This is a genomic window from Calidithermus chliarophilus DSM 9957 (assembly GCF_000430045.1).
GTDB classification, from domain to species: domain Bacteria; phylum Deinococcota; class Deinococci; order Deinococcales; family Thermaceae; genus Calidithermus; species Calidithermus chliarophilus.
In genome coordinates this window covers 402,536-428,263 of record NZ_KE387023.1, presented here as the reverse complement: position 1 = coordinate 428,263, position 25,728 = coordinate 402,536, and the positions used below count along the sequence as shown (strand labels likewise).

The 25,728-nt window shown below is 70.1% G+C and carries 22 protein-coding genes, 1 tRNA gene and 1 pseudogene; 4 read left to right on the top strand and 20 right to left on the bottom strand.

Going from position 1 to position 25,728, the window contains the following annotated elements; genetic code table 11:
- Positions 1–322: 322 nt before the first annotated feature.
- The 13 genes and pseudogenes from MEICH_RS23130 to MEICH_RS0102105 all read right to left on the bottom strand — a co-directional run bounded on the left by MEICH_RS23130 (position 323) and on the right by MEICH_RS0102105 (position 15,270).
- Positions 323–1,303 (bottom strand): thiamine pyrophosphate-dependent enzyme, encoded by a 981-nt coding sequence (locus tag MEICH_RS23130; RefSeq protein ID WP_084542141.1) that lies wholly within the window; start codon positions 1,301–1,303, stop codon positions 323–325.
- A 2-nt stretch (positions 1,304–1,305) separates the two neighbouring features.
- Positions 1,306–2,472 carry a pyruvate ferredoxin oxidoreductase gene (locus tag MEICH_RS0102160; RefSeq protein ID WP_027891261.1) on the bottom strand — a complete coding sequence of 389 codons (1,167 nt, stop codon included), beginning with the start codon at positions 2,470–2,472 and terminating at the stop codon, positions 1,306–1,308.
- Positions 2,465–3,376 carry a 2-oxoacid:acceptor oxidoreductase family protein gene (locus MEICH_RS23125; RefSeq protein WP_084542140.1) on the bottom strand — a complete coding sequence of 304 codons (912 nt, stop codon included), beginning with the start codon at positions 3,374–3,376 and terminating at the stop codon, positions 2,465–2,467. The genes MEICH_RS0102160 and MEICH_RS23125 overlap by 8 nt, the downstream gene beginning before the upstream one ends.
- A complete protein-coding gene (locus MEICH_RS0102150; RefSeq protein WP_027891260.1) occupies positions 3,373–4,728 on the bottom strand; it encodes an FAD-dependent oxidoreductase in 1,356 nt (451 codons plus the stop codon). The genes MEICH_RS23125 and MEICH_RS0102150 overlap by 4 nt, the downstream gene beginning before the upstream one ends.
- 303 nt (positions 4,729–5,031) lie before the next feature.
- Entirely contained in the window at positions 5,032–5,301 is a 270-nt protein-coding gene (locus tag MEICH_RS0102145; protein ID WP_027891259.1) for a hypothetical protein, read from the bottom strand.
- Positions 5,298–7,748, bottom strand: a complete 2,451-nt coding sequence (gene ppsA / locus MEICH_RS0102140) for a phosphoenolpyruvate synthase (RefSeq protein ID WP_051303835.1) — start codon at positions 7,746–7,748, stop codon at positions 5,298–5,300. Before ppsA ends, MEICH_RS0102145 begins: the two co-directional genes overlap by 4 nt.
- 63 nt (positions 7,749–7,811) lie before the next feature.
- The gene (locus MEICH_RS0102135; RefSeq protein WP_027891257.1) at positions 7,812–8,963 is read right to left on the bottom strand and encodes a VLRF1 family aeRF1-type release factor; all 1,152 of its coding nucleotides are present in this window, start codon (positions 8,961–8,963) and stop codon (positions 7,812–7,814) included.
- Positions 8,964–9,475: 512 nt separating this feature from the next.
- Positions 9,476–10,309: an AfsR/SARP family transcriptional regulator gene (locus tag MEICH_RS23120; protein ID WP_084542139.1), complete on the bottom strand. Its 834-nt coding sequence runs from the start codon at positions 10,307–10,309 to the stop codon at positions 9,476–9,478.
- A 174-nt stretch (positions 10,310–10,483) separates the two neighbouring features.
- Positions 10,484–13,171: a formate dehydrogenase subunit alpha gene (gene fdhF, locus MEICH_RS0102125; RefSeq protein ID WP_027891256.1), complete on the bottom strand. Its 2,688-nt coding sequence runs from the start codon at positions 13,169–13,171 to the stop codon at positions 10,484–10,486.
- A 145-nt stretch (positions 13,172–13,316) separates the two neighbouring features.
- A pseudogene (locus MEICH_RS30625) lies at positions 13,317–14,054 on the bottom strand (formate/nitrite transporter family protein); the annotation flags it as partial.
- 18 nt (positions 14,055–14,072) lie between these two features.
- Positions 14,073–14,405, bottom strand: a complete 333-nt coding sequence (locus MEICH_RS0102115) for a hypothetical protein (RefSeq protein ID WP_027891254.1) — start codon at positions 14,403–14,405, stop codon at positions 14,073–14,075.
- Positions 14,406–14,453: 48 nt separating this feature from the next.
- Positions 14,454–14,819 (bottom strand): DUF7670 domain-containing protein, encoded by a 366-nt coding sequence (locus tag MEICH_RS0102110; protein ID WP_027891253.1) that lies wholly within the window; start codon positions 14,817–14,819, stop codon positions 14,454–14,456.
- A gap of 16 nt (positions 14,820–14,835) precedes the next feature.
- Positions 14,836–15,270 carry an Hsp20/alpha crystallin family protein gene (locus MEICH_RS0102105; RefSeq protein ID WP_027891252.1) on the bottom strand — a complete coding sequence of 145 codons (435 nt, stop codon included), beginning with the start codon at positions 15,268–15,270 and terminating at the stop codon, positions 14,836–14,838.
- 251 nt (positions 15,271–15,521) lie between these two features.
- Here MEICH_RS0102105 and MEICH_RS0102100 point away from each other — a divergent pair, with 251 nt between their 5' ends.
- The gene (locus MEICH_RS0102100; RefSeq protein ID WP_027891251.1) at positions 15,522–15,884 is read left to right on the top strand and encodes a DUF4383 domain-containing protein; all 363 of its coding nucleotides are present in this window, start codon (positions 15,522–15,524) and stop codon (positions 15,882–15,884) included.
- Positions 15,885–15,999: 115 nt separating this feature from the next.
- On the opposite strand, the gene MEICH_RS0102095 is transcribed toward MEICH_RS0102100, so the two are convergent.
- From MEICH_RS0102095 to MEICH_RS0102080, 4 genes are all read right to left on the bottom strand, one after another.
- Complete coding sequence (locus tag MEICH_RS0102095) at positions 16,000–17,298, bottom strand: ABC transporter substrate-binding protein (protein ID WP_027891250.1); 1,299 nt, start codon at positions 17,296–17,298, stop codon at positions 16,000–16,002.
- Between the two features lie 69 nt (positions 17,299–17,367).
- Entirely contained in the window at positions 17,368–18,225 is an 858-nt protein-coding gene (locus MEICH_RS0102090; RefSeq protein ID WP_027891249.1) for a carbohydrate ABC transporter permease, read from the bottom strand.
- A 7-nt stretch (positions 18,226–18,232) separates the two neighbouring features.
- Entirely contained in the window at positions 18,233–19,141 is a 909-nt protein-coding gene (locus tag MEICH_RS0102085; protein ID WP_027891248.1) for a carbohydrate ABC transporter permease, read from the bottom strand.
- 217 nt (positions 19,142–19,358) lie between these two features.
- Positions 19,359–19,435 (bottom strand) — tRNA-Arg (locus MEICH_RS0102080).
- Between the two features lie 112 nt (positions 19,436–19,547).
- Between MEICH_RS0102080 and MEICH_RS0102075 the strand changes: the two genes are divergently transcribed.
- From MEICH_RS0102075 to MEICH_RS23115, 3 genes are all read left to right on the top strand, one after another.
- A complete protein-coding gene (locus tag MEICH_RS0102075) occupies positions 19,548–20,765 on the top strand; it encodes an MFS transporter (protein WP_027891247.1) in 1,218 nt (405 codons plus the stop codon).
- A gap of 227 nt (positions 20,766–20,992) precedes the next feature.
- Positions 20,993–21,592, top strand: coding sequence for a TRAP transporter small permease subunit (locus tag MEICH_RS0102070; RefSeq protein WP_027891246.1), 600 nt, complete (start codon positions 20,993–20,995; stop codon positions 21,590–21,592).
- Entirely contained in the window at positions 21,592–23,076 is a 1,485-nt protein-coding gene (locus MEICH_RS23115) for a TRAP transporter large permease (protein WP_036218664.1), read from the top strand. Before MEICH_RS0102070 ends, MEICH_RS23115 begins: the two co-directional genes overlap by 1 nt.
- A 263-nt stretch (positions 23,077–23,339) precedes the next feature.
- Here the strand turns inward: MEICH_RS23115 and MEICH_RS0102060 are convergent, their stop codons facing one another.
- From MEICH_RS0102060 to MEICH_RS23110, 3 genes are all read right to left on the bottom strand, one after another.
- A complete protein-coding gene (locus tag MEICH_RS0102060; RefSeq protein ID WP_027891245.1) occupies positions 23,340–24,419 on the bottom strand; it encodes a TRAP transporter substrate-binding protein in 1,080 nt (359 codons plus the stop codon).
- Between the two features lie 345 nt (positions 24,420–24,764).
- Positions 24,765–25,283 carry a DUF4384 domain-containing protein gene (locus MEICH_RS0102055; protein WP_027891244.1) on the bottom strand — a complete coding sequence of 173 codons (519 nt, stop codon included), beginning with the start codon at positions 25,281–25,283 and terminating at the stop codon, positions 24,765–24,767.
- A 28-nt stretch (positions 25,284–25,311) separates the two neighbouring features.
- The coding region (locus tag MEICH_RS23110; RefSeq protein ID WP_036218171.1) for a ribonuclease HII at positions 25,312–25,728 on the bottom strand (417 nt) is incomplete at its 5' end.

Here is a 25,728-nt window from a genome sequence, read left to right as displayed (position 1 = left end):
CGAGGGACTCCAGGTTACCGGCAAGGCCGGTATGGCCTGCGGCCACCCCCTCGCGGACATGCCGCCGGGCCTCAGTGCCCGCGTACGCGGGGGTGCGGGCCGCACCTTGACCCGGCGGCATGTCCGTCTGCGCCACCCCGCCCACCCCCTCCCGCGTGAGCCGCACACCCCGGCCGGGGACGGGCTCGCGGGTCGAGCGGGTGTCCCCTGGGGAGTGGGGCTGTAGTCGGCCTGCGGGGCGGGCACAACCCCAGTGGATGATTAATCCCGAAGGGCGTTTAGCTATCAGCTATTGGCTATCGACCATCGACCATCGACCCCCCTACACCCGCCCCCCGCGCATCTCCGGACGCGCCTCGAACCACGGCGCGTCCACCACGGCGCGGGCCTCGACCTGGGTCCACTCGGCGTCTACCAGGGCTTGCAGTTCGGTGAGGTGCTCGCGGTTTTCGCTCGCGAAGAGGTGTTTGAAGCGGTCCTGGCGGGAGAGCCACTCCTCGAGGGGCAGCGGGCGCTCGGGGCGGTGGTTGAGCCAGTAGTGGCCCTGCACCACCTCGTAGAGGGGCCAGTAGCGGGTTTCCACGGCCAGGCGCACGACCTCGATGGTGTCGGCGGGGGGGTGGCCCCAGCCCAGGGCGCAGCCGGAGAGCACGTTGAGGAAGGCGGGGCCTTGCTGCTGGCTGGCGCGCACGGCCTTGTCGGAGAGGTCTTGCCAGTGGGAGATGGCGGCCTGGGCGACGTAGGGGATGTGGTGGGCGATGGCGATGGCGGTGATGTCCTTGCGGGTCTGGTGCTTGCCGTAGTCGCGGCGCCCCGAAGGGCTGGTGGTGGTGGCGGCGGCGAAGGGGGTGGCCCCGGAGCGCTGGATGCCGGTGTTCATGTAGCCTTCGTTGTCGTAGCAGACGTAGAGGAAGCGGTGGCCGCGCTCGAGCGCCCCCGACAGGGCCTGCAAGCCGATGTCGTAGGTGCCCCCGTCGCCGCCGAAGACCACGAAGGTCAGGGGCTCGTCGGGGATGGCCCCGCGCTTGCGCAGGGCGCGGTAGGCGGTCTCGAGGCCGCTGGCGGCGGCGGCGGCGTTCTCGAAGGCCAGGTGCAGCCAGGGCACGCCCCAGGCGGTGGTGGGGTAGCGGGTGGTGGCGACCTCGAGGCAGCCCGTGGCGTTGACCACGACCACCGGGGTGGGGATGGAGTTGAGCACGGTGCGAACCACGGTGGGCGCGCCGCAGCCGCGACACAGGGAGTGCCCGCCGGTGAAGCGCACGTCGGTCTCGGCGTTGTGGGCCAGGGTTTTGAGGCTGGGCATGGCTACCTCCTGAGGCCGACGTAGCGGGTGGGCCCGGCGGGGAGCTCGGCCAGTTCGCCGAAGAGCCGCATCAGGTCTTCGGTGTAGATCTCGCGCCCGCCCAGGCCGCCCGCGTAGCTCTGGAGCCGGGTGGGGCTGCCGTAGAGCGCGGCGCAGACCTCGGCGTAGAGCGGGGGGAAGCTGCCCAGCGAGAGGGCGCGGTCGAGCACGGCGACGTGAGGGACGTGGGCCAGCGCCTCGCGCAGGGCCTGGGCCGGGAAGGGCCGGAAGAGGCGGAGCTTGAGCAGGCCCACCTTCTCCCCCTGCTCGCGCAGGCGGTCGATGGCCTCCTTGGCGGTGCCCGCGGCCGAGCCCATGACCACCAGGGCCCGCTCGGCGTCCTCGAGCCGGTAGCTCTCGAAGGCGGCGTACTCGCGCCCGCTGAGGCGGGCGTAGCCCCGGCAGAGGGCCTCGAGCACGCCGGGAACCCGCTCGAGGGCTTCCTGGAGCTGGTAGCGCAGCTCGAAGTAGCTGTCGGGCATGGCGAAGGGGCCCACGGTGACGGGGTTGGCGGTGTCGAGCAGGGGGTAGGGGTGGCGGTACTCGCCCACCCAGGCCTGCACCTTCGCGTCCCCCAGCAGCGCCACCGGCTCGGCGGAGTGGGTGATGGTGAAGCCGTCGAGGCCCACCATCACCGGCAGCCGCACCTCGGGGTGCTCGGCCAGGCGCGGGGCCAGCAGCATCAGGTCGTAGGCCTCCTGGGCGTTCTCGGCGAAGAGCTGCACCCAGCCGGTGTCGCGGGCCAGCATGGCGTCGGAGTGGTCGGCGTGGATGTTGATGGGGCCGGAGAGGGCGCGGTTGCCCACCGCCATCACCACCGGGGCCCGCAAGGAGGCGGCGATGTAGACGACCTCCACCATCAGCGCCAGCCCCTGCGAGCTGGTGGCGGTGAGGGTGCGGGCCCCGGCCAGGGCCGCTGCTGCCGCCGCGCTCATGGCCGAGTGCTCCGACTCCACGTTGATGATCTCGGTGCGGGCCTGGCCGTCGGCCACCATCTGGGCGAAGCTCTGGATGATGGGGGTCTGGGGGGTGATGGGGTACACCGGGAACACGTCGGGGTCGATCTGGCGCACCGCCACGGCCACGGCCTCGCCGCCGGTGAGCAGGGAGAGGGCGGGGGCCTCAAGCATGGCGACCTCCCTGGGTCCGGGGGGTGAGCTGGCCCTGTCCCACCAGCTCCAAACCCTCGGGCACCATCTCGATGGCCGCGGTGGGGCAGGCCTTCACGCACAGCTCGCAGCCCTTGCAGTGTTGGTAGTCGAAGCCCACGAAGGCCTGGTTCTCGGTCAGGATGGCCGCGTCGGGGCAGTAGACCCAGCACAGCAGGCAGTTGACGCAAGCCTCGAGCCGCACCGCCGGCTTGAGCCCGGTGCGCCAGCCGCCCGTGCGGGGGTGGGGCGCGTCCTGGGCCAGCACCACCGCGCCCGGCAGGTCTTCGCGGGGCGTGGGGGCGGCTTGCACCGCCCCAGGCCCCGGCCGCTCGGCCTCCTCCAGCGCGGCGCGGTAGCCCGCCTCGAGCGCCTTGAAGTTGACCGCGACGGCCTCGGGCGACAGCTTGGCGAAGGTGGCGGCGAAGGCCTGCTGGAGGGCCTCGAGCGCGGGCTCGCCCAGCACCCCGGCCACCGCGCCCAACAGCACCACGTTGGCGTAATTGCCGCCCGCCGTGCGGGCCAGGGCGCTGCCGTCCACCCGCAGCACCCGCACCCCCGGCAGGCGCTCGGCCAGGCTCGAGGCGCTCTCGGGGCTGTTGACCAGCACGAAGCCGCCCGGCCGCAGCCCGGCGGTCACGGGCACCTCGCCCAGCAGCGAGGGGTCGAGCACCACCACCGCGTCGGGGTTGCGCACGGCGTGGTGGATGCGGATGGGCCGGGCGTCGGCGCGGGTGTAGGCGGTGACCGGGGCGCCGCTGCGCTCGGGGCCGTACTCGGGGAAGGCCTGCACCCAGCGGCCCTGGCGCAGCCAGGCCTCGGCCAGCACCTGGCTCATGCTCTTGGCCCCCTGGCCGCCGCGTCCGTGCCATCGGATCTCCCTCATGCCCCCACCCCCTGCCGCAGGTAGGCGTCGAGGCCCCGCACCGCGGCCTTGGCGCTCTGCACCGCCTGTACCACCGTGGCCCCGCCCGCCGCGTCGCCCGCCGCGAAGTAGCGCGGGTTGCCGGTCTGGCCGGTGGCGGGGTCCACCTCGACCTTGCCCCCCGAGAGCTTGAGCCCCTCGACCCAGGCCAAAAACTCCTGGCGGGGCCGCTGCCCGATGGCCTTGATCACGGTGTCGGCGGGCACGCGGAACTCGGTGCCGCTCACCGGCTCGGGCCGCCGCCTGCCGCTGGCGTCGGGCTCGCCCAGCCGCACGTACTGGCACTCGACGGCCTCGAGGCGGTAGCGCCCCAGGAAGCGGATGGGCAGGGTGAGCCACTGGAAGTGCACGCCCTCCTGGCGGGCCTCGGCCACCTCGTGGGGGAAGGCGGGCATCTCGGCCTCGGTGCGGCGGTAGAGCACCGTGACCTCGGTCGCGCCCAGCCGCAGCGCCTCGCGGGCGACGTCCATGGCGGTGTTGCCGCCCCCGATCACCGCCACCCGCTCGCCCACCTTCGGCGGCTGCCCGGTCTTGAGGGCCTCGATGAACACCAGCGAGTCCCAGACCCCCTCGAGCTCGTCCCCCTCGTACTTCACCTCCACGTCCTGGCCCAGCCCCACCGCCAGCACCACGGCGTCGAAGTGGGCCTCGAGGTCGCGCAGCTTCTCGGGGGTGTCGATGGGCTTGCCGAAGCGGAAGTGCACGCCCATGCGGTGCAGCAGCTCGACCTCCTGCGGGATGGGCTCGACGTTCTGGCGGTAGGGCGCGATGGCGAAGCGGGCCAGCCCGCCCGGCTCCCGCCGCGCCTCGAACACCGTCACGTCGTAGCCCAGCGCGGCCAGCTCGCCCGACGCGGCCAGCCCCGCCGGCCCGCCCCCGATCACCGCGACCCTGAGTCCGTTGGGCCGGGCCACCTTGCGCGGCTTGAGCCCCAGCCCGAAGGCGAAGTCGGTGGCGTAGCGCTGCAGCCGCCCGATGTCCACGGGCCGCCGCCCCTCGTGGTGCAGCACGCAGGAACCCTCGCACAGGATCTCGGTGGGGCAGACCCTGGCGCAGGTGCCGCCCAGCAGGTTGGCCTCGAGGATCACGGCCGCCGCCCGCCCGGGGTCGCCCTCGGCGATGGCCCCCACGAAGGCGGGCACGTCCACCTCGGCGGGGCAGGCCCGCAGGCAGGGCGCGCTCGCGTAAGGCCCCCCGCAGCGCAGGCAGCGCTCGGCCTCCACCACGGCCTCGAGGTCGCCCAGGGGCGGCTTGACCTCCTCGAACAGCCCCGGTATGCGGCGCAGGGTCGGGCCTGTCAGGTTTTCGGGCATAAACGCCTCCTTGAGTCCTCGTTGGGCCTACCCTACGCGCGGGGGGGCGGGGTTGCCAGAGAGGGATGTCCTGTGGGGTCGATAGCTGATAGCCAAACGCCAAACGCAAAACGCAAGACGCAAAACGCAAGACGCAAAACGCAAGACGCAAAACGCAAGACGCAAAACGCAAAACGCCTTGTCACCCCCCTTAGCAAGGGGGGCTGGGGGGATACCCCCTCCCCGCGCGCGGGGAGGGAGTCCTTTTGCCACGAGCCTTCCGCTGATCCCTGACGGCTGATCGCTGATCGCTGCTGGCTCCTCCTAATGCACCGATGCCGGGCCGAAGCCCTCCACTGCGGCCATGCCGATGCCCAGGGCGCTGATCTCGCTGCGGCGGATCATGAGGTATTCGATGCGCTCGCTGCCGCCGGAGTCCTCGAGGCGGGCGTGGCGCAGGATGAGGATGTCTTCGGGGCCGTTCCACTGGGCGGCCTGGCGGCGGAAGCCCTCGCGGTCGGGGAGCTCTTCGGGGTCGATCTCCTCGCCCACGATCATGCGTTCGCCCAGGAACACCACGCGGTCGCGTTTCATGTCGCTTCTCCTTTCTGCAACGCCGCCTCGGCCTCGAGGATGCGGCTCTTGATGCGCCACACCGAGTCGGGGTTGAGGCTGATGGAGTCGATGCCGTGCTCGACCAAGAAGGCGGCGAACTCGGGGTAGTCGGAGGGGGCCTGGCCGCAGATGCCCACCTTGCGGCCCTTGGCGTGGGCGGTCTCCAGCAGCATCGCGCAGGCCCGCTTGACCGAGGGCAGCCGCTCGTCGAAGAGGGGGGCCACCTGGGCCGAGTCGCGGTCGACGCCCAGGATGAGCTGGGTGAGGTCGTTGGAGCCGATGGAGAAGCCGTCGAAGAGTTCGGCGAAGGCCTCGGCCTCGAGCACGTTGGAGGGGATCTCGGCCATGACGTAGACCTCCAGCTCCTCCAGCCCGCGCTCGAGCCCGCCCTCCTTCAGCACCTCCAGCACCCTGCGCCCTTCCTCGGGGGTGCGGCAGAAGGGGATCATCACCTTGAGGTTCTTCAGGCCCATCGCCTCGCGCACCCGCTTGACCGCGGCCACCTCGAGCAAGAAGCCCTCCTTGTAGTCGGGGTGGTAGTAGCGCGAGGCCCCCCGCCAGCCGATCATGGGGTTTTCCTCCTTGGGCTCGAAGGCCTCGCCGCCCAGGAGGTGGGCGTACTCGTTGGTCTTGAAGTCGCTGAAGCGCAGGATCACCGGGCGGGGGTAGAAGGCCGCCGCCAGCGTGGCGATGCCCTGGGACAGCTTGTCCACGAAGTACTCGGTCTTGTCGGCGTAGCCTTTGGTGAGCCGGTCCACCTGCGCCTGCACGGCGGGGGCCAGGGTGGCGTAGCGGGTGAGGGCCAGGGGGTGCACCTGCACGTAGCTGGCGAAGATGAACTCCATGCGGGCGAGCCCCACCCCGTCGCCGGGCCACAGGGCGAGCTTGAAGGCCTGCTCGGGGTCGCCCACGTTCATCAGGATCTGGGTGCGGGTGGGGCCTAAGGTAGAGGGGTCGAGGGTCTGGGTGCTGAACTCGAGCCTCCCCGCGTAGACCCGGCCCACCTCGCCCTCGGCGCACGAGACCGTGACCTCCTGCCCGGCCGTGATGGCCCGGGTGGCGTCGCCGGTGCCCACCACCGCCGGGATGCCCAGCTCCCGCGCCACGATGGCGGCGTGGGAGGTGCGCCCGCCCCGCTCGGTGACGATGGCGCTGGCGATCTTCATGATGGGCTCCCAGTCGGGGTCGGTGGCGCGGGTCACCAGCACCTCGCCGGGCTGGAAGCGGGCGATGCCGCTGGGGTCGTGGATCACGCGGGCCGCCCCGGCGGCGATCTTCTCGCCCACCGCGATGCCCTGGGTGAGCACCGGGCCCTGCCCCTCGAGGCGGAAGACCTCGAGCGCGAGCCCGGTCTTCTGGCTGTGGATGGTCTCGGGCCGCGCCTGCACGATGAAGAGCTGGCCGGTGAGGCCGTCCTTGGCGAATTCGATGTCCATGGGCGTGGGCTGGCCGCGCCTGCGCGAGTAGTGGGCCTCGATCTTGAGCGCCCAGTCGGCCAGGGTGAGGGCCTCGGCGTCGCTCAGGCAGTAGGCCTCGCGCTGGGCGGTGGACACGGGGAGGTTCTCGAGCAGGTGGGTGTGCTCGTTGAAGACCAGCTTGAACTCCTTGCCGCCCAGCTTCTTGCTCACCAGCGGGCGGTAGCCCTGCAGCAGGGTGGGCTTGTGCACCTTGAACTCATCGGGCACCACCTTGCCCTGCACGATGTTCTCGCCCAGGCCCCACACGGCGTCGATCACCACCACCTCGCGGAAGCCGGTCTCGGTGTCGAGGGTGAAGATCACGCCCGAGCTCGCCAGGTCGCTCCTGACCATGCGCTGCACCCCCACCGACAGCAGCACCTTGTCGTGGTCGAAGCCCATGTCCTCGCGGTAGCGGATGGCGCGGGGGGTGTGCAGGCTGGCGAAGCACTCCCGCACGGCCTGCAGCAGCTCGGCCTCGCCCCGCACGCCCAGCAGGGTCTGGTGGGCCCCCGCGAAGCTGGCGGTGGGCAGGTCCTCGGCGGTGGCCGAAGAGCGCACCGCCACGAAGGGGTCTTCCGCCCCGCTGCGGCGGGCGAGCTCGCGGTAGGCGGCCAGGATCTCGAGCTCGAGGTCCTCGGGCAGCTCGGCCTGCAGGATGCGCCCGCGCAGGCGGCGTGAGCGCTGCTCGAGGTCCTCCACGCTCTGGGGGTCGCGCCCGGCGTAGATCGCGCGGATCTCCTCGCTCAGCCCGGCGGCCTCGAGGCAGTAGCGGTAGGCCTCGGCGGTGACGGCGAAGCCGTCGGGGACGGGCACCCCCAGCGGCGAGAGCTCGCGCAGCATCTCGCCCAGGCTGGCGTTCTTGCCCCCCACCAGCCCCACGTCGTCGATGCCGATCTCCCCGAACCAGCGCACCCAGCGGGTGGCGGGGGGGATGGCGTCGCGTTCAGGTACAGCTCTGCTGGCCATTTTCACTCCTCTCGGTGGGCCTCTTGCGCCCTGCCCCACGGATCAAACCCCATGAAGAGCGCTCTAGTAGCGCTCGAGGCCGCCCAGGCCGCCGAGCTGCTCCGAGAGCCGGGCTCCGGCCTCGCCGCGCACGAAGCTCAGGCGGGTGCCCCGGCTCGCGGCCAGCTCGGGCAGCACGTCCTTGAGCGGCATCACCCGGACGGGCTGGCCCGGCAGGCGGGCGAGGACCTGCTCCCGGCTGGGGCTGACCCAGCCGCCCGGCCCCGCGTAGACCGTGGTCTCCAGCCGCCAGGGGGCCACCACCAGGCGCAGCCGCCCCTCCTGCAGGAGCTGCAGCACCTGCTCCACCCCGCCGACCCCGTGCTCCACCACCTCATCGACCAGCGCCTCCTCGCGCCAGTCCTCGAACTCGTCGATCAGCCGTGTGACGGCCTGCAGCACCCGGGCCGCCGTGGCCCGCGACTTGGGCAGGCTCAGCGGCTCGACCACCTTGCCCGCCACCCGCTCGGCCAGCGCCCGGGGCAGGCTGCCGGCGAAGGCCTCGACCGCGCGGGCACTGCCCACGAGGACGAAGCGGGTCAGGCCGCGCACCTCGCCCCACTCCTCGACCTCGTGGGCCAGCCGGGTGAAGAAGCGGGCCTCCCAGGCCTCGAGGCGGCGCGCGAAGCCGTCGGTATCGGCCCCGCCCCGCGCGGCCATCACCCCCCCGGCGCTGTAGCGCCGCCCCACGCTGTCGGCGGTCATGGTCCGCCACTCCCGGGGCTCGAGGCTCTGGAAAGCCCCGGCCAGCTCGGTGATCTCGCCCAGAAATACCTCGAAGAGCCGCGCCTTCCCCGGCCCCAGGTAGACCACCCCGAAGCGCTCGTGGGCGTCGAGGGCGTAGAGCAAGGGCGCCAGGTAGGGCTCGCCCCAGCGGGCCTCGAGGCCCTCCACCAGCGGCAGGTCGATGGGCAGGTCCCAGCGCTCCAGGAAGCCCTCCCCGGCCAGCAGCACCCGCGTGCGGCCCTCGGGAGGCTCCGCCAGCGCCGCCAGCACCCGCTGGGCCAGCGCCGGGGGCACCTCCAGCGCCCTCAGCGCCTCCTTAGCCCGCAACAAGCCCGCTCCACCCGCGTTCTCGAGCCGCGCCGGGTGGACGTCGAGGTAGACCGAAAGCGCCGGGGCGCCGAGGTGGTGAATCATCTCCCGCACCCCGCGCACTTGTTCTCGAGTGAGCATAAAGCCTCCTTTCAAACCGGAGTTCCTAGGCCGAGGCTAGCGCTGGGTCATTACCGGGGTGTTACGGGTCGAGGGTCGATAGTCGATAGTCGATGGTCGATAGCTGATAGCCCATAGCCGATAGCCAAACGCCTGGTTGGGATGAATCATCCACTGAGGCCGTGCCCGCTTCGCAGGCCAACTACAGCCCCACTTCCCCGCGGAAGGGCGCTCGGTGGTCGCTGCCGTGCCCCGGCCGGGGTGTGCGGCTCACGCGGGAGGGGGTGGGCGGGGTGGCGCAGACGAGCATGCCGCCGGACCCGGCGGCATGTCTGCGAGTCCCTCGGGGGAGCCCAGGGGGAGCAGGTTTCCGGCGTATGCCGGATCGCGTACCGCGATGCCCTCGCCACGTGGAATGGCCTCCCCCTCGCTCCCCTGACGGCGGAACCGACACCGCCAAACCACAGCACCGCAGACCAACCCTGTCCCCACCAACGCAGGGCAATAAAAAGCTGTTTCCCGCTTCACCAGCCCTAGCGGGTCTTGACGAGGGAATTGCCCAGGCGAGGGCAGTCGAAGTCGGTGCCGACCCGGGTTCCCGGCTCGGGGCCGGGCCAGTACACCGCTTCGTCGCGCTTGAGGTGCTCGGCGAGCTCGAGGGTCTCGGGCATGGGGGAGTCGCCGAGCTCTTCGCGCAAAAAGTGCAGGAAGCGGCGGTAGTGCTCGATGGCGGCGTACTTCCCCTCCACCGCGTTCAAGCACCCCATCAGGCGCTGGTGCTGGTCCTCGCCCAGGTAGGGGTCGGCGTGGAGGGCGCGGGCGAGCGCCGCCACCGACGCCGGGCACTGGTGCAGGCCGCAGAAGAGCCTCGAGAGCGCCAGCTCGGCCTGCACGTAGGCCGCCCGCACCTGCTCGCGGGTCTCCCCGGCCCACTCGGCCCCCTCCTGGGGCAAGAACTCGCCCCGGTACAGCTCGAGCGCCCGCTGGTAGCCCCGCAGCCGGGCCTGGGGGGCCTCCGCCCGCCCGGCCCGCTCGAGGGCCTGGTAAAAGGCGCCCACGTCCGAGGCCCGCAGCACCTCGGGGGCCAGCCGGTAGCGCCCGTGCTCCTCCAGCACCGCCCCCGGCCAGCCCAGCGCCACCCGGATGCGGTGCACCGTCACCCGGAAGCGGTTGTTGGCGCCGGCGTCCGGGGCGGCGTCCCACAGCGCCTCGAGGATCTGCTCGCGGCTGCGGCCCTCGGGATGGGCGAGGAGGTAGAAGAACAGCAGCCGCGCGGAATCGGCCCGCCACTGCACGGGCCGGCCCTCCAGCCACACCTCGGCCTCGCCCAGGGTGCGGACCTGCAACCGTGCCGCGCTGACCGTCATGGTCGCCTCCCGAGGGGTCCGGCGGGCTGGGGAGGGAGTTGGGGTGCTTTTGGACAAAGGGCGACGGCGAGCCCGCGGGGCTCTTCTGACCCTACCTTACGCCCGGGCCGGGGGCCAGGTGTCCCGCTCGCCCCGCCACCCTGCCTCTGACGCGGCACCTACGGCCGCCACCGGCTACGGGCTGTTCGCCACTCCCACGGAGAGCTTTTCCAGCCGCACCGCCGTGCGCTTGTACTCGGGGGTCAGGGCGTAGCGGTCGCGGTGGGGGTTGGTGAGGCGGTTGATGAACACGGCGGGGTCGTGGAAGGTGGAGAACAGCTCGCCGGGCTTGACCCGATCGCTGAGGTGGGCGGGGAGCGTGGCCTGGCCGTAGGGGCTCACCACCCGCACCTTTTCGCCTTCCCGCAGGCCCAGGCGGCCGGCGTCGGCGGGGGAGACCTCGAGGCGGTCGGTGGGGTAGAGGCGGGCGTTGGGGGTGCGGGCGGTCATGGTGCCGGCGTTGAAGGCGTAGAGGGTGCGCCCGGTGATGAGCAGGAAGGGGTACTCGGGGCTGGGCTGCTCGGCGCTGGGGAGGTAGGGCACCGCCGCCAGGGTGGCCTTGGGGCCCATCGGGAAGCTCTGGGCGTGCAGGCGGGGGGTGCCGGGGTGGTCGAGGCTGGGGCAGGGCCACTGCAAGCCGCCGTGCTCGAGCCGCGCGTAGCTGATGCCCGCCCCGCCCGGCCACACCGCCCGCACCTCGTCCCAGATCGCCTCGGGGCCCTCGAAGGCGAAGCGCTCCCCCTGGCCCATGGCCCGGGCCACGTCGCAGAGGATCTGCCAGTCGGGCCTCGAGTCCCCCGCGGGCGGCAACGCCCGCCGGATGCGCTGGATGCGCCGCTCGGAGTTCATGAAGGTGCCGTCCTTCTCGAAGTTGCTGGCCGCGGGCAGGAAGACGTGGCCGTAGGCGCGGGCGCTCTCGTTCATGAAGAGGTCCTGCACCACGACGAGCTCGAGCTTCTCGAAGGCTTCGGCGGTGCGAGCGGCGTCGGGGTTGCTCAGGAGCACGTCGTAGCCGACGAGCCACAAGGCCTTGAGCGCGCCCTCCCGCGCGGCGTCGAGCATCTGCATCAGGTTGAGGCCCTTGGCGGTGGGGAGGGGGCAGCCCCAGACCTCCTCGAAGCGGGCGCGGGCCTTGGGGAGCAGTTGGGAGCCGGTGAGGGTGTTGGGCTCGCAGCCCATGTGGGCCGAGCCCTGCACGTTGTTCTGGCCGCGCAGGGGGTTCTCGCCGGTGCCCGGCTTGCCCACGTTGCCGGTGAGCAGGGCGAGGTTGGCGAGGGCCATCACCGTCTCGCTGCCCTGGTGGTGCTCGGTCAGGCCCAGCCCGTGGAAGCAGATCGAGGGCTTGTGGGTGGCGTAGAGCCGCGCCGCCTGGCGGATGGCTTCGGCGCTCACCCCGCAGACCTCGGCGGCGTGCTCGGGGGTCCACTCCTCGACGGCCGCGCGGAAGGCCTCCAGCCCCTCGACCCGCTCGGCCAGGAAGGCGGGGTCGGTGAGGTTTTCCTCCAGGATCACCCGCGCCATGGCGTGGAAGAGGGGGATATCGGTGCCGGGGTGGGGGGCCAGGTGGATGTCGGCCCAGCGGGCCAGCTCGGTCTTGCGGGGGTCCACCACGATCAGCCTGGCCCCGCGGCGCTTGGCCTGCTTGATGCGCGCGCCCACCACCGGGTGGTTCTCGGTGGCGTTGGTCCCGGCCAGCAGGAAGGTCTGGGCCAGCTCGATGTCGTCGAAGGCGCTGGTGGCCGCCCCGGTGCCGAAGACCCGGGCCAGGGCCACGGCGCTGGGCGCGTGGCAGACCCGGGCGCAGCAGTCGACGTTGTTGCTCCCGACGACCACGCGGGCGAACTTCTGCGCCAGGTAGTTCTCCTCGTTGGTGGCGCGGGCCGAGCCCAGGACGCCGATGGAGTCGGGGCCGCGGGCCTCGCGGATGCGGCTGAGCTCGCCCGCCACGAAGGCGATGGCCTCCTCCCAGCTCACCGGCTGCCACTCGCCGCCCCGGCGGATCATGGGCCGGCTGACGCGGTCGGGGGCGTCGTTGTAGGCGAAGGCGTAGCGGCCCTTCACGCAGAGGTGGCCCTTGTTGACCGGCGCGTCGAGCGCGGGCTTGATCTGGGTGATCTTCCCGTCACGGGTGCCCACCAAGAACTCGCAGCCCACCCCGCAGTAGGGGCAGGTCGAGCGGGTCCAGGCGGTGGGGGCGCCGAGCTCGAGCACGCTCCAGTCGTCGATGGCCCCCGTGGGGCAGGTGTCGGCGCAGGCCCCGCAGCTCACGCACGCACTCTCCAGCAGGCTGGGCCCGGAGGGCTGGAGGTGGGTCTGGTGCTCCTTGCCGAAGGCCTGCCACACGAACTGCCCCTGCACGTCCTCGCAGATGCGCACGCAGCGGTAGCAGAGGATGCACTGCGAGAGGTCGACGCGGAGGTAGGGGTGGCTGAAGTCCTGCAGGGCGGGGTCGGGGGCGGCCTCGAGCCCCTCGACGAGGCCGTAGCCCTGTAGGCGCTGGTGGAAGGGCTCGTAGGGTTGTTTCTCGACGGCCTCCTTGGGGTAGTGCCCCAGCAGGAAACGGAACTCGCTCTTGCGGTTTTCCTCGAGCGCGGGCGTGCGGCTGCGCACGACCATGCCCTCCTGCAAGGGCGTGTTGCACGCGGCGGCGGGGTGGGGCCGGCCCTCGACCTCCACCAGGCACAGCCGGCAGGCCCCGTAGGGCTCGAGGCGGGGGTCGTAGCAGGCGGAGGGCAGGTCGGTGCCCAGGGCGCGCAGGGCCTCGAGGATGGTCTGGCCGGGGCGGAATTCGTAGGTGTGGCCGTCGATGATCGCCGTCGGCATGCCCCTCACCTCCCCCCTGCGGCAGCCCGGCTTCGGGGGCGCCGGGGCCAGGGGCCGCCTCCGGGGCTCGGTGCCGGTACACCAGGTAATAGACCAGCCCCACCATCCCGCTGCCCCCCACGACGTTGCCCAGCGTCACGGGGACGAGGTTGTTCAGCAAGCCGCCCCAGGAGAGGGCGCCGAGCTGCTCGGGGCTCAGCCCCTGCGCCGCGTCGCGCAGGAAGATCCCCAGCGGGATGAAGTAGAGGTTGGCGATGGAGTGCTCGAAGCCAGCCGCCACGAAGGCCGAGATGGGGAAGACGATCGCCAGGATCTTGTCGCTCACGCTGTGCCCGGCCATCGCCAGCCACACCGCCAGGCAGACCAGCACGTTGCACAGCACCCCCTTGAAAAAAGCTGCCCAGAAGGGCAGCGAAGCCTTGAGGGCGGCGATCTTGACGGCGTTCTGGGCCACGGCGCCCTGGTTCATGTCGGGGTGCTGGGAGAGCAGCACCACCAGGGCCAGCCCTACCGCGCCCACCGCGTTGGCGAGGAAGACCACCAGCCAGTTGCGCAGCACCTCCGCGCCCCGGATGCGCCCGCCGGCCCAGGCCATCACCAGCAGGTTGTTGCCGGTGAAGAGCTCGGCCCCGGCCACCACCACCAAGATCAGGCCCAGCGAGAAGCTCACCCCGCCCAGCACCCGGCTCAGCCCGAAGGACAGGCCGGCGTCGCTGGTGACCAGGGTGAAGTAGAGCGCCCCCAGGCCGATGAAGCCGCCCGCCAGCACCCCCAGGGTGAAGGTGGTCCGCAGGGGCAGGCGGGCCTTGGTCACCCCCACGTTCTCGATGCGCTCGGCGATCTCCTTTGGCGAATAGGCGTCGAAACCGTAGAGTTGGGCCATCTCCTCCTCCTCAGGTCGTCACAGCGGTTCGTCGGGGGCCTTGGGCGGGTGCTCGAGGCGCTCCAGCGCCTCCTTCGGGATGTCGGAGACCTGCGGGGTGTAGTCGGTCTCGAGCACCCCCAGCCCGGCGCTGCGGGCCTCGTTGCGGGCCCAGCGGTCGAGCAGCCAGTTGTTCCTGGGCTCCAGCACCACCGCGACCGCGCCGCGCCCCTGCTCCAGCCACACCAACGGCCCCTCGCCGTGGGCCAGGTTGTACAGCTCGGCGCGCAGGTGGTCGGCGAAGGGCTTCTGGCCCTCGACCACCGCCCCGCTGCGCAGCACGGTCCCGTCGCTGAACCTCCAGAAAGCCATGAGCCACCCCCTCAGGGCCCACGCTAGGGCCCCGGCATTACCGCCCCGTTACCGCCGCGCCGCGCCCCCCTGCGGCTTCCCGCCGTACCACCCCTCCAGCAGGAACAAGGCCCCGGTCAGCAGCACGGGGATCGCCAGGAAGGAGCCCCGCCACAACACCATCAGCAGCAGGCCCAGCCCCAGGTGCAGCCAACCCCCCAGCCACGCCTGGCGCCAGGCCACGCCGAGCGCGGCGAGCAGGGCCAGGGTGGGGATGAGGTGGATGACCAACCCGGCCAGGGTGGGCCAGAAGTCTCCCCCCTGGCCCGGCACGTCCAGGGCGAACAGCCCGATGAAAAGGGCGTAGGCCACCCCCAGAACCCGGGGGGCCCAGAACAGCCACCGCAGGGACCGGCCGCTCAGGCGCGTGCCCACGCTTCGCCTTCCGGTTTCAGGCCCCGAGGGTCTGGATGGGGATGGTGCGGGTCTTGGGGACCTCGGCCTTGGGCAGGGTCAGGGTGAGCACCCCGTTGTCGAAGGTGGCCCTGGCTTGCTCCACCCGCACCGCCGTCGGCAGCGTCAGCGAGCGCTCGAAGCGGGTGTAGCGGTGCTCGCGCAGGTGGTAGCTGCGCTCCTTCTCCTCCTCCTCCTTCTTGGTCTCGCCGAAGATGTGGAGCACGTCGCCGCGCACCTCGAGCTTCACCTCCTCGGGCTTGAGGCCGGGCAGCGAGGCCTTGACCACCAGGTTGTCGCCCTCCTCGTACAGGTCGAGGGGCATGGGGGCGACTTCGGAGGGCTCGGGGCGGAACAGGCTCTCGTCGAAGAGGCGCTCGATCTCCCGGCGCAGGCTGGACATCTCGCGGAAGGGGTCGAAACGGGCTAACATGGCGCACTTCCTTTTCTCGCGGGCGTGCGGTGGCGGCACGCCGACTCGGGCCTCGAGCCTCCCCCGGGCCCCAGCCGCCACCGAAGCTGGTGAGCCCGGGTTGGACGGTGCGGTTTCCCTACCGTCCGTAGGCTAGGCCGCGCCCGTTACCGCGCCATTACCGGCCCCGGCGGTAACGGCACGGTAATACCCCGGCCCTACCCTTGCTTCAGGGAGCGGCACCGGAGGTGGGGAATTTAGAGGAGGTGGATATGTTCAACGCGCGGACCATTGACCTTTGGACGGGGCTCGTGTTCGTAGCCCTGGGTGTGCTGGGCCTGTTCTTCACCCAGAACGGGCTGCTGCTAGGCTTCTTGCCCACCAACATCGGCATGCAGATCGTCTACTTGCTGACCGGCGGCGTGCTACTCTACGCCTTCTACAACGGCGTCGCCACCGCCCACGCCGTCTCGGCGCTGGTGGGGATCGTGTACGCGGCGCTGGGGGTGTTGGGGCTGTTCATGCCCAGCTTCCTCGGCCTGCCCACGAACGGCTGGAACATCGCGGTCAACCTGATCGCCGCCGCCGTGCTGATCTACGACTGGCTGGGCACGCCCGAGCCCAGTAGGGCTTGAGCGCCCCGGCCCCCCGGCGGCCGCTCCCTCGTCGGCGTCTGGGCCACAAGCACGGGCCGCCGGGCGGGTGCTCCGGCGGCCTCGGTCTTGAACGCGTTGCCGGCTTCCCGTCCCCCTACCGCACGGTGGCGTTGTAGCGCGCGAGGGCCTCGTTGGACTTGGCCGCGGCGGCGTTGAGGGCTTCCTCGACGGTGGCCTTGCCCGCGATGGCGAGCTCCATGGCCTCCTCGATGTGTTGGCGGATCTGCGGCATCACCCCGGCCACCGCGCCCTGGCTGGACTTGTTGGGCGGGCTGGAGAGGATGATGTCGATGGGGGTCTTGGCGTTGGGGTTGGCCTTCCAGTAGGCCTTGGTCTGGGGGAGCTCGAGGGTGGCCCGGGTCACGGGGTAGTAGCCGGTGGCCTTGTGCCACTCGAACTGCACCTCGGGCGAGATCGCGTACTTGACGAAGTTCCACGCGCAGGTGGTCTCGTTGTCGGGGTGCCCGCGGAAGACGTAGAGCGCCGCCCCGCCGATCGCCGTGCCGCCCTTGGTCCCGGCCGGGCGGGGCAGGGAGGTGGTGCGGAACTGGAAGCGCCCGCCGACCTCGCGGGTCACCGCGCCGAGGGCGGCCGTGGACTCGATGAACATGGCGGCCTTGCCCGAGGTGAAGGCCTGGCGCTGCGCGGCCCCGTCACGCCCCACGTTGACGTTGATGCCCTCGCGGGTCATGTCCACGATCCACTTCACCGCCCGCACCCCGGCGGGGCCGTTGTACTCCACCGCCGTGGCCCGCTTGGTGCGCCCGTTCTCGTTGTTGACCACGTAGCCGCCCTGGTTGTAGATGAGCTGCTCGATGAACCAGCCGTAGACCCGGATGCTCGCGCCGTACTGCACCACGTTGCCGCTGGCGTCCTTCTTGGTGAGCTTGCGGGCGTACTCCACGAACTCCTCGAAGGTCCGGGGCGCGCGGGTGAGCCCGGCCGCCTTGAAGGCGTCGACGTTGTAGTAGAGCTCGGCCGTCGAGGCGTTGAAGGGCGCGCCGTAGTACTTGCCGTCGAGGTTGTAGTAGCGCGCCAGCGGGAAGAGGATGCCCGAGAGGTCGTACTTGTCGCGCTTGGCGAGGTCGGAGATGGGGATGACCTGCCCCGACTCGGCGATCCCCTGCAGGCCCAGGTCGTAGATCTGCTGCACGTGGGGCGGGTTCTTGGCGCGCAACGCGGCCTGCAGCTTGGTCAGCCCGTCGTCGTAGGAGCCCACGTAGGTCGAGGTGACCTGGCACTCCTTCTGCGCGGCGTTGAAGCCCTTGACGATCGCCTCGGTGGCCTCGCCGTTGACCCCGCCCATCGAATGCCAGAAGTTAATCTTGACCTGCGCGAGCCCCACGCTCATCGCCAGGATGCCCAGGCCGACCACCACAGGTTTGCCCTTCATACAGCCTCCTATCTTTGGACCCATCCATCCTAACAAGGATCGGCCCCCTTCGTCAGCGCCCCGTCAGCCTCAGCCCTTGACCCCGCCCAGCGAGATCCCCCGCACGAAGGCCCGCTCGAGCAGCACGAAGGCGATGAGGGTGGGCGCGAGCACCAGGATCGCCCCGGCCGCCACGAAGCCGTAGTTCGAGCCCTCCTGGTCGACGAGGAAGAAGCGCAGCCCGATCTGGGCGGTGCGCCAGGTGGGCTCGTTGGTGACGATCAGCGGCCAGAGGTACATGTTCCAGGTGTTGAGGAACGTCAGCAGCGCCAGCGAGGCGATGGCCGGGCGGGCCAGCGGCAGGGCCACGTAGCGCAACTGCTGCAGGGGCGTCGCACCGTCCATCTTGGCCGCGTCGAAGTACTCCTCGGCGATCTGCATGAAGCTCTGCCGCAGCAGGAAGATGCCGAAGGCCCCGGCCAGGAAGGGCAGCACCAGGCCCCAGTAGCTGTCGAGCAGCTTGAAGTTGGAGATGGTGAGGTAGTTGGGGATGAGCGTGAGCTCCCAGGGCACCATGTAGGTGGCGAGCACGGCGATGAACAGCGCGCGCTTGGCCGGGAAGTTGAGCCGGGCGAAGCTGAAGGCCGCCAGCGCCGAGGTCACGAGCTGCCCCAGCGTGACCCCCACCGACACCAGCAGCGTGTTCCACAAGTAGCGCAGCAGGGGCGCCTTCTCCAGCGCGCCCTGGTAGTTCTCCAGCGAGAAGGTCTGGGGCCACAGCCGGGGCGGGTACTCGAAGACGTCCCCCGCCGGCTTGAGCGAGGCGGACAGCAGCACCAGGATGGGGAAGATCACCATCAGCGACAGCAGGGTCAGGCCCAGGTACGACCAGAACAACTCCCCCCACCCGATGCGCTTGCGGTTGAGCGACGAGGTTCTCGGGTTCATGGCGACCTCACTGGTAGTGCACCCGCCGCTCGAGGCGGCTCTGCAGGATGGTGAAGCCCAGGATGACGACGAACAAGATCACCGCCTGGGCGGTGGCGTAGCCGAAGCGGAAGTTGATGAAACCCTCGGTGTAGATGCGGTAGACCGCCACCTGCGTCGCGCTGGCCGGGCCGCCCTGGGTGAGCAGGTGGATCGGGCCGAAGGTGGTCATGGCGTGGATCACCCCCACGATGGAGGCGAAGTAGAGCGTGGGGGTCAGCAGCGGCAGGGTGATGCTGCGGAAGATGCGCATGGGCGAGGCCCCGTCCAGGCGGGCCGCCTCGATGAGCTCCTCGGGGACGCTCTGCAGCCCGGCCAGCAGCAGGATGGCGTTGAGGCCGAGGTTCTGCCAGGCCACCGCCATCGCCAGCGCGGCCAGCGCGATGCTGGGGTCTTGCAGCCAGGAGACCGGGGGAAGGCCCAGCGAGCCGAGGGCGTAGTTGATGTAGCCCACGCTGGGGTGGTACAGCCAGCGCCAGGCGATGGCGGCCGTCGCGGTGGGCACGGCCACCGGCAAAAACAGCAGCACCCGGTACACCCGGATCCCCGGCAGGCTGCGGTGCAGCAGCACCGCCGACAGCAGCCCCCCGGCGATGGAGACGGGCACGGTGAGCAGGGTGAAGTACAGGGTCGTCAGCAGGCTGCTGTGGAATTCGCGGTCCTTGAGCAGGTCCTCGTAATTCCGCACCCCCACCCAGACGGACTCCCCGGAGAACGGGGCCTCGGCGTGCAGCGACAGCCACAGGGCGCTGAAGGCGGGGTAGACGGTGAACAGGCCGATCAGGAGCAGCGCCGGAGCCAGGAACCCGACCCCCGCCCAACCCCTCCGGCGGGTCCTCCGAGCTCCGCTATACGGGATAGCGGTACGTTGAGCCATGTCGCGAGCAATATACCGCACTTCCCTCACGCCGCCGTGAGGCGAAGCGCGCCGGCAGCCTGTCCGGCCGGGATGCCGGCGGGTTGGGGCGGCAAAACTCCAAAAACGCCCTGGTGTGCGCCCTCGAGGCCGGCCCCCGGCAACCGGGGACACCCGGCGGGCGGTTCCGGAAAAGAAGACCGCCGGGTTGTTGACCCGGCGGCTTCGGCTGAACGCTTGGCGGGCGCGGCAGGATTCGAACCCACGACCTACTGATCCGTAGTCAGTCGCTCTATCCAACTGAGCTACGCGCCCAAACGCGTCCAATAGGGTAGCACAGGGGGTGGGGAGTGTCAACTTGGGCCCCCGAGCCCTCGCCGCAGGCCTTCGCCCGGCCGCCGCTCGAGGCCCGTATACTGGACCTCAAATGACCCCCAACACCACGCCCTGGTTCGCGACCCTTTCCTCCTACTGGTTCGCCGCCAGCTTCAAGTGGTTCCTGATTCCCCTCGTACTGCTCCCGGCGCTCGTCGACCGCCTGGTCCCCGAGGGGGAGCGGGCGGCGCGGCTGGGGTTGATCTACGGCATCACCGTCGTGTTGGCCCTGGTGGGGCCGCCCCTCTTCGGCTACCTCTCCGACCGCGTGGGCCGCCGGATGCCCTTCTTAGGCATCGGCGCGGTGCTGACGGCGGTGGCCCTGGTCTGGATGGCCTATGCGCCCAACTACACCCACCTGCTGCTGGCCTACGTGCTGCTCCAACTCTCCGACGACCTCTCCACCGGCCCCTACTCGGCCCTGATCCCCGACCTCGTCGCCCGCTCGAGGCGCGGGGTGGCCTCGGGCTGGATGGGCGCCCTGCAGGTGTCGGCGCAGTTGGTGGCGGGGGTGGTGGGCTTCTTGGTGTTCAACCTGCAGTGGCAGCTCTTCGCCATCGCCCTGGTGAGCCTCGCGGCCGCCGCGCTGGTGATCCGCAACGTCGGCGAGGTGCCGGGGCTCAAGCCCAACCCCCACGGCCTGGCGTCGAGCCTGCTGTCGCCGTGGGGCAACCCCGACTTCCGCTGGGTGTGGGGCACGCGCTTCCTGGTGATGCTGGCGGTGTTCGCGGTGCAGAGCTACCTGCAGTTCTACCTCGAGGACGTCGTGCGCAGCTTCGAGGCCTTCGGGCGGGTCTTCGCCAGCGAGCCCTTCCAGGCGGTGGCCTTCCTGGGGCTGCTGATCGCGCTGGGGGCGGCCGCCTCGGCGATCCCGGCGGGCCGGGCCTCCGACCGGCAGGGGCGCAAGCGGGTGATCTACCTCGCGGGGGCCGGGATGGCTGCGGTGATGCTGCTGATCCTGCTGCTGCCCCGCTACGACCTGCTGCTGGTGCTCTCGGTGGCCTTCGGGGTGTTCTACGGGGCCTACGTGGCGGTGGACTGGGCGCTGGTCTCCGACGTGCTGCGCGACCCGCGCTCCCACGCCACCGACATGGGCTTGTGGCAGATCTCCATCGTGCTGCCGCAGGTGGCGGCCGGGGCGCTGGGGGGGGCGCTCGAGCGGCTCAACGCCCAGGCGCCCAACAGCGGCTACACCTTCTTGTTCCTGCTGGCCGCGCTGTGCTTCGTGCTGGGGACTTGGCTGGTGAGCCGCGTCCGGGCCGCGCGCTGAGTTTGAACCGGGTATATCCAGTGCCGCTTTGCAGGCTCCTGGGCGCTGTTATCGTACGGCGGGTAGGCATATTTATGCCCTGATCCGGTGTAGATATTCCATCCGGTTACCGTGGACAGGCGGGACCGAGTGCCTATGATGGGTCCGGCCGAACAGCCTGAGCCGTTGACGTAGCCGTGTACGCCAAATACGATGGCGAGGGCAACGAAACATATAGGGAGGCACCTGTGAAGGCACTTCTTGGCTTGTCGCGCTTCATCGATGGCTTGAACGCCGGGGTGAACCGCGTGGTGATCTGGATGGTGCTGCTCTCCGTGCTGGTGGCAGCGGGAAACGCCATTGTCCGTTACGCGCTCAACAGCAGCTCGAACACCTGGCTCGAGCTGCAGTGGTTCATGTTCGCCGCCATCTTCCTCCTGGGGGCGAGCTACACCCTGCAGAAGAACGGCCACGTGCGCGTGGACGTGCTCTACAGCAAGTACCCGCCCCGGGTGCAGGTGTGGGTGGACATGCTGGGCGCGCTGTTGTTCCTCATCCCCACCTGCGTCATCATCCTGATGACCACCTGGCCCTGGGCCATGAACTCTTTCAACATCCGCGAGATGTCCCCCGACGCGGGCGGGCTGCCCTACTGGCCCATCAAGCTGGTGTTGCCGCTGGGCATCTTCCTGCTGCTGCTTCAGGCCGTCTCCGAGGTGATCAAGCGCATGGCCATGCTCAGCGGGCACCTCCCCATGACCGAGTACGTCAGCGAGGTCGAGGAGGAGATCGCCGAGATCAAGGAGGCGGTCGTCGAGAACGTAGAGCCTAAGAAGGAGGGCAACTGATGTCCTTTGAGGTCATGGCCCCGCTGATGTTCATGGGGCTCGTCGTGTTCTTGTTGCTGGGGTATCCGGTGGCCTTCTCGCTGGGCGCGGCGGGGCTGTTGTTCGGCTGGATCGGGGTCCGGCTCGACTTCATCGAGCCGGTGTTCCTGCAGAACATCCCGCTGCGCATCTTCGACACCATGAAGAACCAGACCCTGCTGGCGATCCCCTTCTTCACCTTCATGGGTCTGATCCTCGAGCGCAGCGGCATGGCCGAGGACCTGCTCGACACCATGGGCCAGCTCTTCGGGCGGCTGCGGGGCGGGCTGGCCTACGCGGTGATCATCGTGGGGGCCATGCTGGCCGCGACGACCGGCGTGGTGGCGGCCTCGGTGATCGCGATGGGCCTGATCTCGCTGCCGGTGATGCTGCGCTACGGCTACTCGCCCCGCGTCGCCGCGGGCACCATCGCGGCCTCGGGCACGCTGGCGCAGATCATCCCGCCGAGCCTGGTGCTCATCATCATGGCCGACCAGCTCGGCGTGAGCGTGGGCGACATGTACCGCGGGGCTTTCGTGCCCGGGTTCATCCTCACCGGGCTGTACATCCTCTACGTCGTCGGGGTGAGCATCTTCCGCCCGAGCTGGACCCCGGCCCTGCCCCCGGACATCCTCGAGCGCCGCGGCCGCAACCAGCCCTGGGCGCCCCAACTGATCCAGCACGGGCTGTTCACCCTGCTGCTGGTGGTGCTCGACGTGCTGTTCACGGGCAAGGCCGACCCGACGACCATCGGCCTGATCGTGCTGGCCAACGTGCTTATCCTCTGGATCCGGCGCTCGATCGGCGAGGTGCTGGCCCGGCGGGCCATGGTGGCGCTGGTGCCCCCCATGGTGCTGATCTTCTTGGTGCTGGGCACCATCTTCCTGGGCATCGCCACCCCCACCGAGGGCGGGGCGATGGGCGCGGTGGGGGCGCTGCTGCTGGCGCTGGCCAAGCGCCGGCTCAGCGGCAGGGTGCTGCTGTCGGCCATGGAGGCCACGGCCCGCCTGACCTCCTTCGTGGCCTTCATCCTGGTGGGCTCACGCATCTTCAGCCTGGTCTTCGTGGGCGTGGACGGCGACTTGTGGGTGCAGGGGCTGCTGAAGGCCCTGCCGGGCGGGGAGCTGGGCTTCTTGCTGGTCGTCAACCTGCTGATCTTCCTCATTGCCTTCTTCCTCGACTACTTCGAGATCGCCTTCATCCTCATCCCCCTCATCGGCCCCGCCGCCGCCGACTTGGGCATCAACCTCTACTGGTTCGGCGTGATGCTGGGCATCAACCTCCAGACCTCCTTCATGCACCCACCCTTCGGCTTCGCCCTCTTCTACTTGCGCAGCGTGGCCCCGGCGAGCCTGAAGACGGTGGACATCTACTGGGGCGCGGTGCCCTACGTGCTGATTCAGGTCGTTATGGTGCTCATCGTCATCTTCAACCCCTGGCTGGTGACGAACTGGCTGAGCAAGTAGGGCTCCGGCGGGAGCGGTCCGGAGGGGCTGCCTCGAGCGACGTACCCCCGCCGGCGGGGGTGCCTGAATTGCTGGCCCCTGGCTGACCATAGCCCTCGTCGCGGGCCCGACGGCGGCGATCTGCATCAAAAATACCCCGCCGGAGGGCGGGGTATTCGTGGGAACCGCTCTCATCGCACTTCCCACAAACACCCGCCGATCCCGGCGGGTGTTTTACCCCACACGGCCCGGTTAGCCGTGCGGGGTATTCGTGGGAACCGCTCTCAGATGCCCGGGAAGGCGAATTGCTCGTAGCCGAGCTCGTGCACCGCCATCATGCGGTAGCTCTCGTCGCGGAACTTCTTCCAGGGGGTGTAGATCTTCTTGAACGAGGCGTTCTTGGCGGCTTCTTCCTCGTAGATCTCGAAGGCGGCCTTCTGGGCGGCCTTGAGGATCTCGTTGGAGAACTTGCGCAGCTTGACCCCGCCTTTGAGCAGGCGCTGCAGGGCGGGCGGGTTCTGCGCGTCGTACTTGGCCATCATGTGGACGTTGGCCTCGGCCGCCGCGGCCTCGAAGGCGAGCTGGTAGTCCTTGGGCAGCTTCTTCCACTCGTTGATGTTGACGATGAACGACAGGCCGGGGCCGGGCTCCCACCAGCCGGGGTAGTAGTAGAACTTGGCCACCTTGTAGAAGCCGAGCTTCTCGTCGTCGTAGGGGCCCACCCACTCGGCGGAGTCCACGGTGCCGCGCTCGAGCGCCGGGTAGATCTCGCCGCCGGCGATGGCCTGGGGCACCACGCCCAGCCGGCTCCACACCTGGCCGCCGATGCCGGGGATGCGCATCTTGATGCCCTTGAGGTCGGCGAGGGTGTTGACCTCCTTGCGCCACCAGCCGCCCATCTGCGCGCCGGTGTTGCCGCCGGGGAAGTTGATCACGCTGAAGTCGGTCAGGAATTCGCGTATGGCCTCCACGCCGCCGCCGTAGTACCACCAGGCGTTCTGCTGGCGGGCGTTGAGGCCGAAGGGCAGCGAGGTGTCGAAGGCCATGGTCAGGCTCTTGCCCACGTAGTAGTACATCGCGGTGTGGCCGACCTCGACCGTGCCCTGCTGCACCCCGTCGAGCACCTGCAGGCCCGGCACGATCTCCCCGGAGGGGAAGGTGCGGATCTGGAACTTGCCGCCGGTGAGGTCCCTAACGCGCTCGGCCAGGATGTCGGCCGCCCCGAAGATGGTGTCGAGGCTCTTGGGGAAGCTGCTGGCCAGTCGCCAGCGGATGGTGGGCGCCGTCTGCGCATAGACCGGCCCGAACACGGTGCTGGCCGCCACTGCCACGCCCGCCTTTTTCAGCATTTCACGACGGTTCATGAACCCTCCTTGGTCCTAGCATCAAAGCCAGCGGGGTACAAGAGCATCCGGGCACTGCGTCAGGACTGGAGAACTCCCGGACCCGGCTAGCGTTGATTGATGCGCTGTGATTATATGCAATGGGGATGGGGCTTTCAACCGGATCAGACCCGGCGGCACATGTGTAAATACACGAAAGACCAGCCCCTGTGGAGGGGCCGGGGGAGGGGTGATACCCGATTCGGTCAGTTTGGCGCCGTTCGGCGCCAAACTGAGAGGGCCGAAGGGAGTGCTCTGGGATTCAAAAAGATAGCCCCTGACTTTTTCCGTCGAATGAGACTATCTTTTCGAATTCGGTATGAGCCCTCAGCGGGTGACGTAGAAGTATGAGTCGGCCACGTCGCGGGCCTGGGCTATGTTGCGCTCGAAGTAGATGCGAACCTGGTTGTTGAACTCGTCGTTGCTGAAGCGCCCCTCGATGCGGACGCTGCCGCTGGGCCGGGTGTTGGTGTAGATGGCGCGGATGCGCTCGACGCCCGAGGGCGAGTCGTAGGCCACCTGGTAGTACCCCACGCCCTGCCCCGGCGGCGGCAGGATGGTGGTGCCCGCGTCGAGGTAGTAGGTGCCCAGGGTGTTGCTGTAGCCGCTGGCCTCGGTGCTCACCAGCGTGACGTAGCCGGGCTGGGTGAGGGTGATGATGAAGCGGATGCGGTCGCCGGGCCGGTAGCTCGCCCCGGTGCCCCGGTCGGGCTCGAGGCGGGTGATCACCCGGTCGAGGTTGACCCCGAAGCCCACGCCGACGCTCGCCGACCGGACGTAAAGCGTACAGGCCGAGAGCAAGCTCACCAGCAACAGCGCGAATGCGATGCGGAACGGCGTCTTCATGATTCCTCCATGTTTCAGCTTAGGGGGCTCAAATTAACCCCGGGTCATTTTTGTCTGAGCTTTGTGTGCGGAAGAGGGCGGCATGGGCCACCGGGGCGAAGCTGCGGCGGTGCAGGGGGCAGGGGCCGTGGCGGGCGAGGGCCTCGAGGTGGTCGGCGGTGCCGTAGCCCTTGTGGCGGGCGAAGCCGTACTGGGGGTAGGCCGCGTCGAGCTCCGTCATCAGCCGGTCGCGGGCCACCTTGGCCAGGATGCTGGCCGCCGCCACGGTGGGGGAGTCGCGGTCGGCCTTGGCCGGGGCCCGCAGGGGCAGCGCGGTTCGCAGGTGCAGGTAGTCGGTGACGAGGGCTTGGGGGGCGAGGGCGAGCTGCTCGAGGGCCCGCCCGGCGGCCGCGTGGGTCGCCCTGAGCACGCCGAGCGCGTCGACCTCGCCGGCCTCGGCCACGCC

Bases quoted from the DNA above. Each gene is read 5' to 3' on its own strand.
- MEICH_RS23115 (WP_036218664.1), top strand. From the start codon at position 21,592: ATGTCCTTTGAGGTCATGGCCCCGCTGATGTTCATGGGGCTCGTCGTG.
- MEICH_RS23120 (WP_084542139.1), bottom strand. From the start codon at position 10,309: ATGACGGTCAGCGCGGCACGGTTGCAGGTCCGCACCCTGGGCGAGGCC.
- MEICH_RS0102150 (WP_027891260.1), bottom strand. From the start codon at position 4,728: ATGCCCGAAAACCTGACAGGCCCGACCCTGCGCCGCATACCGGGGCTG.
- MEICH_RS0102115 (WP_027891254.1), bottom strand. From the start codon at position 14,405: ATGGCTTTCTGGAGGTTCAGCGACGGGACCGTGCTGCGCAGCGGGGCG.
- MEICH_RS23130 (WP_084542141.1), bottom strand. From the start codon at position 1,303: ATGCCCAGCCTCAAAACCCTGGCCCACAACGCCGAGACCGACGTGCGC.
- MEICH_RS0102055 (WP_027891244.1), bottom strand. From the start codon at position 25,283: ATGAAGACGCCGTTCCGCATCGCATTCGCGCTGTTGCTGGTGAGCTTG.
- MEICH_RS0102100 (WP_027891251.1), top strand. From the start codon at position 15,522: ATGTTCAACGCGCGGACCATTGACCTTTGGACGGGGCTCGTGTTCGTA.
- ppsA (WP_051303835.1), bottom strand. From the start codon at position 7,748: ATGGCCAGCAGAGCTGTACCTGAACGCGACGCCATCCCCCCCGCCACC.
- MEICH_RS23125 (WP_084542140.1), bottom strand. From the start codon at position 3,376: ATGAGGGAGATCCGATGGCACGGACGCGGCGGCCAGGGGGCCAAGAGC.
- fdhF (WP_027891256.1), bottom strand. From the start codon at position 13,171: ATGCCGACGGCGATCATCGACGGCCACACCTACGAATTCCGCCCCGGC.
- MEICH_RS0102105 (WP_027891252.1), bottom strand. From the start codon at position 15,270: ATGTTAGCCCGTTTCGACCCCTTCCGCGAGATGTCCAGCCTGCGCCGG.
- MEICH_RS0102060 (WP_027891245.1), bottom strand. From the start codon at position 24,419: ATGAACCGTCGTGAAATGCTGAAAAAGGCGGGCGTGGCAGTGGCGGCC.
- MEICH_RS0102090 (WP_027891249.1), bottom strand. From the start codon at position 18,225: ATGAACCCGAGAACCTCGTCGCTCAACCGCAAGCGCATCGGGTGGGGG.
- MEICH_RS0102145 (WP_027891259.1), bottom strand. From the start codon at position 5,301: ATGAAACGCGACCGCGTGGTGTTCCTGGGCGAACGCATGATCGTGGGC.
- MEICH_RS0102160 (WP_027891261.1), bottom strand. From the start codon at position 2,472: ATGCTTGAGGCCCCCGCCCTCTCCCTGCTCACCGGCGGCGAGGCCGTG.
- MEICH_RS0102095 (WP_027891250.1), bottom strand. From the start codon at position 17,298: ATGAAGGGCAAACCTGTGGTGGTCGGCCTGGGCATCCTGGCGATGAGC.
- MEICH_RS0102085 (WP_027891248.1), bottom strand. From the start codon at position 19,141: ATGGCTCAACGTACCGCTATCCCGTATAGCGGAGCTCGGAGGACCCGC.
- MEICH_RS0102075 (WP_027891247.1), top strand. From the start codon at position 19,548: ATGACCCCCAACACCACGCCCTGGTTCGCGACCCTTTCCTCCTACTGG.
- MEICH_RS0102135 (WP_027891257.1), bottom strand. From the start codon at position 8,963: ATGCTCACTCGAGAACAAGTGCGCGGGGTGCGGGAGATGATTCACCAC.